Origin of the sequence: Paenirhodobacter populi (assembly GCF_004022215.1) — a bacterium.
GTDB classification, from domain to species: domain Bacteria; phylum Pseudomonadota; class Alphaproteobacteria; order Rhodobacterales; family Rhodobacteraceae; genus Rhodobacter; species Rhodobacter populi.
Window position 1 is genome coordinate 158,840 of sequence record NZ_SAUZ01000010.1, and the last position, 11,670, is coordinate 170,509.

Annotated in this window: 13 protein-coding genes; 12 read left to right on the forward strand and 1 reads right to left on the reverse strand. The window is 68.6% G+C overall.

From position 1 onward, the window contains the following. The first annotated feature begins 78 nt into the window (after nt 1–78). From D2T30_RS10060 to katG, 12 genes are all read left to right on the forward strand, one after another. Nucleotides 79–1,305, forward strand: a complete 1,227-nt coding sequence (locus tag D2T30_RS10060) for a hypothetical protein (protein ID WP_128208762.1) — start codon at nt 79–81, stop codon at nt 1,303–1,305. Then, nucleotides 1,302–2,087, forward strand: coding sequence for an RnfABCDGE type electron transport complex subunit D (locus tag D2T30_RS10065; protein WP_128208763.1), 786 nt, complete (start codon nt 1,302–1,304; stop codon nt 2,085–2,087). Before D2T30_RS10060 ends, D2T30_RS10065 begins: the two co-directional genes overlap by 4 nt. After that, on the forward strand, nt 2,080–2,871 hold the full coding sequence (locus D2T30_RS10070; RefSeq protein WP_128208764.1) for an FMN-binding protein: 792 nt from the start codon (nt 2,080–2,082) through the stop codon (nt 2,869–2,871). The genes D2T30_RS10065 and D2T30_RS10070 overlap by 8 nt, the downstream gene beginning before the upstream one ends. Further along, complete coding sequence (locus tag D2T30_RS10075; protein ID WP_128208765.1) at nt 2,862–3,515, forward strand: NADH:ubiquinone reductase (Na(+)-transporting) subunit D; 654 nt, start codon at nt 2,862–2,864, stop codon at nt 3,513–3,515. Before D2T30_RS10070 ends, D2T30_RS10075 begins: the two co-directional genes overlap by 10 nt. Then, nucleotides 3,512–4,111: an NADH:ubiquinone reductase (Na(+)-transporting) subunit E gene (gene nqrE, locus D2T30_RS10080; RefSeq protein WP_128187527.1), complete on the forward strand. Its 600-nt coding sequence runs from the start codon at nt 3,512–3,514 to the stop codon at nt 4,109–4,111. Before D2T30_RS10075 ends, nqrE begins: the two co-directional genes overlap by 4 nt. Continuing rightward, nucleotides 4,108–5,328, forward strand: coding sequence for an NADH:ubiquinone reductase (Na(+)-transporting) subunit F (gene nqrF, locus D2T30_RS10085; RefSeq protein ID WP_128208766.1), 1,221 nt, complete (start codon nt 4,108–4,110; stop codon nt 5,326–5,328). The genes nqrE and nqrF overlap by 4 nt, the downstream gene beginning before the upstream one ends. Then, on the forward strand, nt 5,309–6,268 hold the full coding sequence (locus D2T30_RS10090) for an FAD:protein FMN transferase (protein ID WP_164884275.1): 960 nt from the start codon (nt 5,309–5,311) through the stop codon (nt 6,266–6,268). Before nqrF ends, D2T30_RS10090 begins: the two co-directional genes overlap by 20 nt. Nucleotides 6,269–6,278: 10 nt before the next feature. Beyond that, nucleotides 6,279–6,437: a hypothetical protein gene (locus D2T30_RS23065; RefSeq protein WP_164882310.1), complete on the forward strand. Its 159-nt coding sequence runs from the start codon at nt 6,279–6,281 to the stop codon at nt 6,435–6,437. Next, nucleotides 6,434–6,835: a CBS domain-containing protein gene (locus D2T30_RS10095; protein WP_128208768.1), complete on the forward strand. Its 402-nt coding sequence runs from the start codon at nt 6,434–6,436 to the stop codon at nt 6,833–6,835. Before D2T30_RS23065 ends, D2T30_RS10095 begins: the two co-directional genes overlap by 4 nt. A gap of 27 nt (nt 6,836–6,862) precedes the next feature. Further along, the gene (locus D2T30_RS10100; RefSeq protein WP_128187519.1) at nt 6,863–7,504 is read left to right on the forward strand and encodes a nitroreductase family protein; all 642 of its coding nucleotides are present in this window, start codon (nt 6,863–6,865) and stop codon (nt 7,502–7,504) included. A 243-nt stretch (nt 7,505–7,747) separates the two neighbouring features. Then, nucleotides 7,748–8,227, forward strand: coding sequence for a Fur family transcriptional regulator (locus D2T30_RS10105; protein ID WP_128208769.1), 480 nt, complete (start codon nt 7,748–7,750; stop codon nt 8,225–8,227). Beyond that, nucleotides 8,224–10,407 carry a catalase/peroxidase HPI gene (gene katG / locus D2T30_RS10110; RefSeq protein ID WP_128208770.1) on the forward strand — a complete coding sequence of 728 codons (2,184 nt, stop codon included), beginning with the start codon at nt 8,224–8,226 and terminating at the stop codon, nt 10,405–10,407. The genes D2T30_RS10105 and katG overlap by 4 nt, the downstream gene beginning before the upstream one ends. 179 nt (nt 10,408–10,586) lie before the next feature. On the opposite strand, the gene D2T30_RS10115 is transcribed toward katG, so the two are convergent. Then, nucleotides 10,587–11,670, reverse strand: a 1,084-nt coding sequence (locus D2T30_RS10115; RefSeq protein ID WP_206612908.1) for a Mu transposase C-terminal domain-containing protein, incomplete at its 5' end; no start/stop codon positions are given.

Consider the following 11,670-nt stretch of genomic DNA (forward strand, 5'->3'; position numbering starts at 1 on the left):
CAACCGAGAGAGGAAACCGGGAGCATGCGCGCTTCCGCCGTGCCGGCCTTGGCCGGTAGCGACGACGGAGGATGAGGAATGGGCTTTCCATGGCGACCGAGCCGTGTCCCGCTGGTGGCGGGGCCGGTGGGAGACGTGCGCCTGCACGGCACGCTCGGATTTGTCGGCAGCGATCTGGCGGCCCTGCGGCCGGTGCTGGCGGTGGCCGAGGGGCAAAGGGTCGCGGCCGGATCGCGGCTGCTGTCCGATCGCAGGCGGCCGTGGATCGTCCTTGTCGCCCCCGTCGCGGGGGAGGTCGTGCGGCTGGAGCCGGGGCCGCGGCGCGGAATCTCGGCGCTCGAAATCCGGGCCGGCGGGGATGAGGCGCTGGAATTCGACACGACCGCCGCCGGTAGCCGCGAGGGGCTGATCGCGCTGATGGTGCAAAGCGGGCTCTGGACGGCGCTGCGGGCGCGGCCTTTTGGCCGGGTGCCCAATCCGGCGACCACGCCCGATGCGCTCTTCGTCACCGCGACCGAGGCGCGGCGTGGTGCCCCCGATGCGGCTGCCGTCATCGCGGAATATGAGCCATGGTTCCGCCCCGGCCTTGCGGCGCTGACCGCGCTGACGCCGGGACGGACATGGCTGTGCCACCGGCGCGGGCATCCGCCCCCGCAGGTTCCGGGCGTGACGCCGCGCGGCTTTCCCGACGGGCCGGGCGGGCTGCCCGGCGCGCATGTCCATGCGCTGCATCCCGTCGCCCATGGCGGCAGCGTCTGGCAGATCGGCTGGCAGGATGTCATCGCGCTCGGCTGCCTGCTGGAAACCGGGCGGATCTGGCGGCACCGGATCGTGGCGCTGTCCGGCTCCGGCGTCCTGCGGCCCGAGCTGCTGGCCGTGCCGCCCGGCGCGCGTCTGCATGACATCGCGGCGGGCCGGCTGATCGCGGGGTCGACGCGGCTGGTGGCGGGCGGGGCCGAGGATGGGCTGCCCGTGCCCTTCCTGCGCCGCGACATCCGGCAGGTCACCGCGCTGCGCCACCGGCTGCGCGAACCGGGGCGGGGCTGGCTGCGCCAGCTTGCGCATGCGGCGCGGCCGGCGCTGATCCCCAATGCGCTCGACGAACGGCTGGCGCCGCCCGGGATCGCCCCGGTGCCCTTCCTGCGCGCCCTTGCCGCCGGGGATGTCGAGACGGCGCGCAGACTGGGTGCGCTCGGGCTGATCGAGGAGGATCTGGCCCTGCTCAACGCCCGCTTCGGGCGGCAGGGCACGGATTACACCGCGCTGCTGCGCCAGACGCTGGACGATCTGGAGGCGGAGGCATGATGATGCGCCCGGGGCTGTTCAGGGATGATCTCCCGGCGCTGCTGGCGCTGCTCATTCCGGTGATCTGGCGTGCGCAGGGGGACCCGTGGCTTGGCCCAAGGCTGGCGCTGTGCCTGATCGTGGTCTTCGGCTGGCAGGCGCTGTTCGCCCGGCTGCGCGGGCAAGGGCTGAGCCTGCACGGCGCGGCGACGGCGGCGCTGGTGGCGCTGTTCGTGCCCGACACGGCGCCGCACTGGCAACTGGTGATCGGCCTCAGCTTCGGCGTGGTGCTGGGCGAGGCGGTTTTTGGCGGGCGGGGGCGGTCCTTCGTGCAGCCGGTGGTGCTGGTGCTGGCCTTCCTGATCTTTTCCTTCGCCGATCAGCCCTATCGCGCGGGGCCCGAGCTGCCGCTGTGGACGGCGCTGCCCGCGGTGGTGGTGCTGATCGCCACCGGGCAGGCGCCGGTCGGCACGGTGCTGGGCGCGGCGGCGGGGCTTGCGGGGCTGTCGTGGCTGACGGGGGCCGATCCGCTGGCGCCGCTGATGTCCGGCGCGCTGGTGCTGGCGGTGCTGTATCTGACGGCGGATCCGGTGACCTCGGGCGCGACGGCGGCGGGGCGGTGGATCTGCGGGCTGCTGGCCGGGGGGACAGCGGCGCTGTTCGCCACCGCCGGGCCGGCCTTCGGGGCGCTGGTGTTCGCCACGCTGCTCACCTCGGTCTTCGCGCCGCTGATCGACCATCTGGCGCTGGCGGTGCAGGTCGCCCGGCTGCGGCGGCGGGAAAGGAGGCTGCGTCATGGCTGAGCGCCGACCGAACCCGTGGCGGCGCTTCCTTGCCCGCCCGAACACCGATCCGGTGAAAAGCGTCGGCATCGCCGCGCTGGTCGCGGCGACCTGCGGGCTGGCGGTATCGGTGACGGCGGTGGTGCTGCGCCCGATCCAGCAGGAAAACCGGCTGGCCGCCCGCGCGGGGCAGATGACCGCGATGCTGGAAGGCGTGCCGGGCATCGCCGAACTCTTGCCGCGCGGCGGGGTGGAAACCTTCGTCGTCGATCTGGCCGAGGGGCGGATCTCGGACACCGACCCGGTGGATTTCGATCAGGACGCCGCCGCCGCCGACCCCGCGCGCAGCACCGCGCTGCCGCCCGCCGCCGACCTTGCCGCCATCGGCCGGCGGGAGAATGAATCCCTCGTCTGGATGGTGCGCGAGGGCGACCGCCCGGTGCTGGTCATCCTACCGGTGCGCGGCGCGGGCTATCAGTCCACCATCCGCGCCTATCTGGCGCTGGAGGGCGATCTGAACACCGTCGCGGCATTCACCGTCTACGATCAGGCGGAAACGCCGGGGCTTGGCTCGCGCGTCGCCGATCCGGCCTTCGGCGCGGGCTGGGTCGGCAAGCGGATCGCCGACGACAGCGGCATCGCCATCGACATCACCCCCGGCGCGCAGGGCCCCTATGAGGTCGAGGCGATCTCGGGCGCCTCTGTCACCGGCTACGGGGCGATCGACATGGTGCATTTCTGGATGGGGCCCGAAGGCTTCGGCCCCTTCCTCGAAAACCTCAGGGAGGGAACGGCATGGCGCTGAGACAGCTTTCCGATCCGCTGATCGACAAGAACCCGGTCGCGGTGCATATCCTTGGCATCTGCTCGGCGCTGGCGGTGACCACCTCGATGTCCACGGCGCTGACCATGTCGGTGGCGCTGACGGTGGTGGTCACGCTCTCCGCCGGGATCATCAGCGCCATCCGCGCCCATATCCCCGGCCAGATCCGCATCATCGTGCAGCTGACGATCATCGCCTCGCTGGTGATCGTGGCGGATCAGTTGTTGCAGGCCTTCGCGTGGGAAATGAGCCAGCGGCTGACCGTCTTCGTCTCGCTGATCGCGACGAACTGCATCGTCCTTGGCCGGACCGAGGCCTATGCGATGCACAACCCCCCGGTGCCCAGCATGATCGACGCCTTCGGCAACGGGCTGGGCTACAGCCTCGTGCTGATGGTGGTGGCGGCGATCCGCGAACTGCTGGGGGCGGGAACGCTGTTCGGGGCGCAGGTGCTGATCCCGCAGGCGGAGGGCGGCTGGTTCGTGCCGCTGCGGCTGATGCTGCTGGCGCCTTCGGCCTTCATCATCCTCGGCCTGATGGTCTGGGCGCTGCATGCCGCCCGCCCGCGTCTGGCCGAGGCGCGCGAATTCGCCCTGCGCGAAAGCGAGAAGGAGGCCCGGCCATGATCGACCTGTTCCAGCGTGCGATATTCGCGGAAAACCTCGCGCTGTCGTTCTTTCTGGGCATGTGCACCTTCCTCGCCGTGTCGCGGCGGGTCGAGACGGCGGCGGGCGTCGGGCTGTCGCTGATCGTGGTGCAGGGGCTGAGCGTGCCGCTGAACAACCTGCTGTATACATGGGTGCTGGGGCCGGGGGCGCTGGCATGGGCGGGGCTTGCCGGGGTCGATCTGGGGTTCCTGCGGCTGATCACCTTCATCGGCATCGTCGCCGCGATGGTGCAGGTGCTGGAAATGGTGCTCGACCGCTATGCGCCGAAGCTTTACGCCGCGATGGGGATCTACTTGCCGCTTCTGGCGATCAACTGCGCGATCATCGGCGGCAGCCTGTTCATGGTCGAGCGCGACTATACCTTTACCCAAAGCGTGGTCTACGGGCTGGGCACCGGCATCGGCTGGGCGCTGGCGATCACCGCCTTCGCCGCGATCCGCGAAAGGCTGCGCTATGCCGACATGCCGAAGGGGCTTGAGGGGCTGGGCGCCGCCTTCATCGTGGCGGGGATCATGTCGATGGGCTTTTCCGCCTTCGTGGGGGTGAGCCTGTGACCGAGATCCTTGTGGCCCTCATCTTTCTCATCGCGCTGACCGTGGCGCTGGCGCTGGCGCTGCAGGGGGTGCGCAACCGGCTGCTGCCCTCGCGGCCGGTGACGCTGACGATCAACGGGCAGCGCCGGATCGCCGGGCGCAGCAATGAAAAGCTGCTCGACCTGCTGAACGGCGCGGGGATCCCGGTGCCCTCGGGCTGCGCCGGGCAGGGCACCTGCGGGCTGTGCCGGGTCAGCGACGTGACCGGCACGCAGGGCCCGCTTGCGACGGAAACCGCCCGCCTGTCGCCTGCCGATCTGCGCGCCGGGGTGCGGCTTGCCTGTCAGGTCACGGTGCGCGGCGATATGGCGCTGTCGGTGCCCGAGGATGTTCTGGGTTCCGCTACCCACGAATGCCGGGTGGCGCGGGTCACCAGCCTGACGCCGCTGATCCGCGAAATCGTGCTGGCATTGCCCGAGGGCGCGGTCTTCGATTTCCGTGCCGGGAACTTCGTGCAGGTCACGGCGCCGGCCTATCGTCTGGCCTATGCCGATATCGAACTGCCCGAGGAATTCCGCGACGAATGGGACCGGCTCGGCCTGCGGGCGCTGACCGCGGAAAGCGGGGCGCCGGTGTCGCGCGCCTATTCCGTGGCCTCGCGCCCGGCGGACCGGGGGTTCGTCGTTCTGAACATCCGGCTGGCCACGCCGCCGCCCGGTGCGCCCGATGCGCCGCCCGGGGTTGTGTCCTCCTGGCTTTTCGGCCTGCGCGAGGGCGACAGCGTGGAGATCGCCGGCCCCTATGGCGACTTCCGCGTGCGCGACACGGACCGCGAGATGATCTTCATCGGCGGCGGGGTCGGCATGGCGCCCCTGCGCGCGATGATCCACGAACAGCTCGAACAGGTGGGAACCGCGCGGAAGATCAGCTTCTGGTATGGCGCGCGCAGCCGGGCGGAACTCTTCTACACCGACGAATTCGAGGCGCTGGCGGCGCGATATCCGAATTTCCGCTGGATGCCCGCGCTGTCGCAACCCGCGCGGGACGACGACTGGCAGGGGGAAACCGGCTTCATCCATGACGTGGTGTTCCGCCGCTATCTTGCCGATCATCCGGCGCCCGAGGTCTGCGAATACTATCTGTGCGGGCCGCCGCTGATGATCCAGGCGGTCTATGCGATGCTGGCCGACTGCGGCGTTGACAGGGAGGACATCCACAATGATGACTTCGGGATCTAGGCCGACGCGGCGTCTGGTGCTGGCGGGGCTTGCCGGGGTGGGGCTGATGCCCGGCGCGGCACTGGCTGGAGAGCGGCTGCGGCTGTCGGGGCGGGCCTTCGGGACGGACTGGCATGTGGTGACGCCGGGGCTGACCGATCCGCGGGCGACGGCGCGGCGCATCGCCGCCACGCTCGCGCAGGTGGACCGGGCGATGAGCCCCTTCCGCCCGGACAGCGAGATCACCCGTTTCAACACCCTCATGCCCGCGATGCAGGTCTCCCCCGATTTCGCCCGCGTGGCGGGGGCGGCGCTGGCCACCGCGCAGGCAAGCGGCGGGGCCTTCGATCCGACGGTGGGGCCGGCGGTCCACCGCTACGGCTTCGGCCCGATCACCGGCCCGGAACGCGCCGACTGGCGGCGCATCGCCTGCGAGGGCGACCGGCTGACGCGCGAGGGCGCGGTGACGCTCGACCTGTGCGGCATCGCCAAGGGGTATGCGGCCGACCGGATCGCGGATCTGCTGCGCGCCGAAACCGGGGATTTCCTGATCGAAATCGGCGGCGAGATCCGGGCCGAGGGACTGGCCGCCGACGGCGGCTGGCCCATCGGCATCGCCGATCCGCTGGCGGGCGGGGTGCACGACCGCATCCGGTTGCGCGAGGGTGCGGTCGCCACCTCGGGCGATGCGGTGAACCGGATCGACATGGGCGGGCGGCGCTACAGCCACACGATCGACCCCGCCACCCGCGCGCCGGTGCGCGGCGACATCGCCTCGGTCTCGGTCATCGCGGAAACGGCGATGCGGGCCGATGCGCTGGCCACCGCGCTCTGGGTGATGGGGGAGGAACGCGGGCTTGACTTCGCACAGGCGCAGGGGGTCGGCGTGCTCTACCTGATCCGCGACGCAGGCGGCCTGCGCGCCGCATCGAATGCGGCTTTCGCCGCGCATCTGGCCTGAGGGGAATGCCATGCAGACCGTGATCCTGAGCCTTGTCGTCTTCGCGCTGGCCATGCTGGGGCTGGGTCTTGGCGTCCTGTGCCGGCGCGCGCCGCTGAAGGGATCGTGCGGTGGGCTGGCCTGCGGCAATGCCTGCGCCGCCTGCCCGCGAAAGGAGGGGAAGCCATGACCGAAACCATCGCCACCGTCGCCGACCACATGCAGACCGAGCTCGTCACCCTGACCGACGGGATGGAGATCATCCGCGCCGTCACCATCCTGCTGGACACCGGCGTTTCCGGCGCCTGCGTGCTGGATGCCGAGGGGCGGCTCGTCGGCGTGCTGTCCAAGCGCGACTGCCTCAGGGCCGCGCTGAACGCCGCCTATTACAAGGAATGGGGCGGCACCGTCGCGGACATGATGAGCCCCCAACCCGAAACGCTGGAGGCGACGCTCGACCTCGTCGGCGCGGCCGAGCGTTTCGTCAACAGCGCCTACCGCCGTTTCCCGGTGATGCTCGAAGGCCGCCTCGTCGGCCAGATCAGCCGCACCGACGTCCTGCGCGCCCTGTCGACACAGTGGCGCTGACCCGTTTCAACGTGAGAGGAGAATGACATGACCCAACTGAACCGCCGCCTGTTCATTGCCGCCGCCGGGGCCACCCCGGTCGCGGCCATCGGCGCCGCGCCCGCTCATGCGGCCATCGACGACATGACCCTGCGCGCCGCGCTGGAGGCACGCCAGTCGGTGCGCCGCTATGGCACCGCCCCCGTCCCCGAGGATCAGCTTCTGCGCATCCTCTGGGCGGCGAACGGGGTGAACCGCCCGGAAACCGGTGGCCAGACTGCGCCCACCTGGCGCAGCGCGCATGACACGGTGATCTATGTCGCCACCGCCGAAGGCGTGTTCCGCCATGCCCATGAAACCAACACGCTGGAACAGGTGGGCGAAACCGACATCCGCGCCGGATCGAGCGACGCGGCCTTCGTCGCCCGCGCCCCGGCGCTGCTGATCTACGTCTCGGACGGGGAAAAGCTGCGCGCGGCGGCCGAAGGGGCGGATGAACAGGCGCTGGCCATCGGCGCCCATGTCAACGCCGCCATCTCGGCGCAGAACGTCTATCTGGCCTGCGCGGCCGAAGGGCTGGGCACCTGCCTGATCGGCGGCTCGGCGAACCGCGAGGCGATCGCCGAGGCGCTGTCGCTGCCCGAAAGCGCGATCGTGACCTATGTCCAGCCGATCGGCGCGGCGCGCTGACCCCGCCCCGACAGAGCGCCCGGTGCGCAGACCGCGCGACCGGACGCCCTGCCATGGAAACTGCATCCCTTCACCGCCGGACCGGCCCAGTGGCCTTCATTCTTCCATAAATATCCCGGGGGTGAATTTGCGCTTCAGCGCAAAGAGGGGGCTGGCCCCCTCCTTCGGTATCCGCATCGCTGTCAGATGATTTTAGGAGTTATTTATATTGAACTACTAAAAACAACTGCTAAAGCTACCCGCATGACACATTCAACCGCCCATGATTCCCACCACCACGCCCATGACTGGGCGCAGCTCCTGCGGGGCAGGGGCCTGCGCGCCACCGCGCAGCGCATGGCGGTGCTGGAATTCCTGCATGACCACCCGCACAGCGATGCCGAAACGGTCTTTCAGGCCATCCGGCCCGCGCTGCCCACGGTCTCGCTTCAGGCGGTGCACCTGATCGTGCAGGACCTGTCCGGCAAGGGCCTGATCCGCCGCATCAGCCTGCCCGATTCCGCCAGCGCCCGATATGAAACGCGGATCGAGGACAACCACCATCACATCCAGTGCATCCACTGCGGCCGCATCGAGGATGTCGATTGCGTCGTGGGCCATGCGCCGTGCCTTGAGCCGGACGACACGCATGGCATGCGCATCATCGAAGCCAGCATCGTCTTCCGCGGCATCTGCCAGGACTGCGATGCGCTCATCAACCAGCAAGCGAAGGAGAAGCCGTGACTACCGAAGCCAAATGCCCCTATCCGGGCCATTCCCGCAAGCCCCTCGCCGGCACCGGCACGCAGAACGGTGACTGGTGGCCCAAGCAGCTCCGCGTCGATCTGCTGAACCAGCATTCGTCGAAATCCGATCCGCTGGATCCGTCGTTCGACTACCGGAAGGAATTCGAGAAACTCGACTACGAGGCGCTGAAGAGCGACCTGCGCAAGCTGATGACCGATTCACAGGACTGGTGGCCGGCGGATTTCGGCAATTACGGTCCGCAGTTCATCCGCATGTCCTGGCACGCGGCGGGCACCTACCGGCTGGCCGACGGTCGCGGCGGCGGCGGGCGCGGGCAGCAGCGGTTCGCGCCGCTCAACAGCTGGCCCGACAACGTCAACATCGACAAGTCGCGCCGCCTGCTGTGGCCGATCAAGCAGAAATACGGTCAGGCGATCTCCTGGGCCGACCTGCTGATCCTGACCGGCAATGTCGCGCTCGAAACCATGGGCTTCCGCACCTTCGGCTTTGGCGCCGGGCGCGCGGATACGTGGGAACCGGATCTGGACGTGAACTGGGGCTTTGAAAAGACCTGGCTGCAGCATCGGCCGCTGGACACGTTCGAAGAGCCGCTCAGCGCCACGGAAATGGGCCTGATCTACGTCAACCCCGAGGGGCCGAACGCCAATGGCGACCCGATCTCGGCCGCCGCCTTCATCCGCGAAACCTTCGCGCGCATGGCGATGAACGACGAGGAAACGGTGGCGCTGATCGGCGGCGGCCATACCTTCGGCAAGACTCACGGCGCCGCGTCCGAATCCCACAAGGGACCGGAGCCCGAGGCCGCGGGGCTGGAGGCGCAGGGCCTTGGCTGGAACAGCGACTACGGCACCGGCAGCGGCGCCGACGCGATCGGCAGCGGCCTTGAGGTCATCTGGACCCAGACCCCGGCGCAGTGGAGCAATTTCTTCTTCGAGAACCTGTTCAAGTTCGAATGGGTGCAGACCCGCAGCCCGGCAGGCGCCATCCAGTGGGAAGCCAAGGACGCGCCGGAAATCATCCCCGATGCGCATGATCCGACGAAGAAGCGCAAGCCGACGATGCTGACCACGGACCTGTCGCTGCGCTTCGATCCGGTCTACGAAAAGATCTCGCGCCGGTTCCTCGAACATCCGCAGGCCTTCGCCGAGGCCTTCGCCCGTGCCTGGTTCAAGCTGACCCACCGCGATCTGGGGCCGCGCGCGCGCTACCTCGGGCCGGAAGTGCCGAAGGAAGAGCTGATCTGGCAGGATCCGGTGCCCGCCGTGGATCACCCGCTGATCGATGCGGCGGATGTGGATGCGCTCAAGGCGCGGGTGCTGACCTCGGGGCTGAACGTCTCCGAACTGGTGGCCACGGCCTGGGCCTCGGCCTCGACCTTCCGCGGCGGCGACAAGCGTGGCGGCGCCAATGGCGCGCGTGTCCGGCTGGCCCCGCAGAAGGACTGGGAAGTCAACCGGCCCGAGCAGCTGGCGCGGGTGCTGGAGGTGCTGGAAGGCGTCAAGGCCGAGTTCGACCAGAACGCCGGGGGCGGCAAGAAGGTCTCGCTCGCCGATCTGATCGTGATCGCCGGCAATGCCGGGGTGGAACAGGCGGCGCAGGCCGCGGGCGTCGCCGTGACGGTGCCGTTCTCGCCGGGCCGGACGGATGCCTCGCAGGAACAGACGGATGTCCATTCCTTCGCGGTAATGGAGCCGGTCGCCGACGGGTTCCGCAACTACCAGAAGGCCGGCGTCTCCGTTCCCGCCGAGGAGGTGCTGATCGACAAGGCGCAGCAACTGACCCTGACGGCGCCCGAACTGACGGTGCTGATCGGCGGCCTGCGCGCGATCAACATCAACGCCGACGGCTCCGACACCGGCATCCTGACCGATCGGCCGGGCGTGCTGAGCAACGACTTCTTCGTCAACCTGCTCGACATGCGCACGCAATGGAAGCCGCTCACCGAGGCCAATGACCTGTTCGAGGGCCGCGACCGCACCACCGGCGCGCCGAAATGGACGGGAACCCGGGTCGATCTGGTCTTCGGTTCCAATTCGGTCCTGCGTGCCCTGGCCGAGGTCTATGCCGCCGCCGATGCGAAGGAGAAGTTCGTCAACGACTTCGTCGCCGCCTGGACGAAGGTGACCAACCTCGACCGCTTCGACCTGCACGGCTGAGACGCGCCGCCGCGCTGAAACAGGGAATATCCCGCAAGGGGTATTCCCTTTCGTCTGTCCCGCCGGTCGACCGGTCGGCGTTTCAGACCGGAATGCAGCGGGATAGTCCGAAGGATGGTGATCCTGATCGGATGATTGTCGAGGCCGCCTCCGGCGGCGAGATCTCATGGGTGATGAGATCAGCCCTTAATCTTCCAGTTGTTGCCATTGCGGGGAGCGGGGGTCGGATCGGCCCCTTCGGGTGCGATCGGTTCGATCGACCGGCCATAGCCATCATCGGAATGTCGGGTTTGCGGGCGCGAGGAGCGGATGCGGAACCCGGCGAAAAGCGAGGCATCCTTCTTGTCAAGGTCTTCCTGATTCCAGTTTTTGTCCACGATTTGAACGGCAAGTTGGCGGGCCGCATTCATCGCGCGGATTTCCTTCATCGCCTCGGCAACCGCAGCTTCATCCCAGATCTTCTGTTTTTCGTCGCGAGCGGCCAGCGCACGCCGCGTCACGATCCATTCCTGTGCGATGAGGCCATCGAATGGACGCTCGCCATCGGCGGTTTCGTGAACAGAAAGGACCTCGTTCCGGCGGTCATCGAAGAACACCTCGATCGCGCCGAGATCGGTATGGCTCCAGCGCAGGTCCAACACCTGGCCGCCGTTGTGTGCGAACGAAGCAGCCAGTTCCTCCGAGTGGTAGCGGATGCCGAGGATGGTCAGCCCATCCTTGTGCAGCTTGCGCTTCAGGGCAACGCCCAAGGCGAGACGCTTGCGGCGCTGGTCGGGGGCTGCATGAAGCGGGAAGTTGCCCTGTGCGTGATCGCGCCGCCATTGCTCGAGGGGCGTGAGGCCGCCGAGACCCTCATGCGGGGTGTTGTGATAGACATCGACGATCCAGCGAACCAGAGCGAAGCACAGGTCGTTGGTGTCGAGACAGGCCCGTTCTTCCGCATCATGGTCGCCGCGCTCCAGAACATTGGCGAAGGTGCGCCCGGACAGCCGGCTGCAGACCCCTTCGATTGCGGTCCGGAAGAAACGCTCGACCCGCCCGCGCAAGGCGGGATGCCCGGCCATGGTGCGTTCCAGGATGATGCCCAGCTCGGCGCAGCAATCGGTGAAGACTTTCGACTTGAAACAACCGTTGTCGGTGACGAGGGCTCTGATGATGTGACCGCCCTCCGACGGCATCTGTGTGCCAAGGTGGGCCTGCAAGGATCCACATAGGAGAGCGGTCATGTCGGAGATTACCACTGTCGGGCTCGATCTGGCGAAG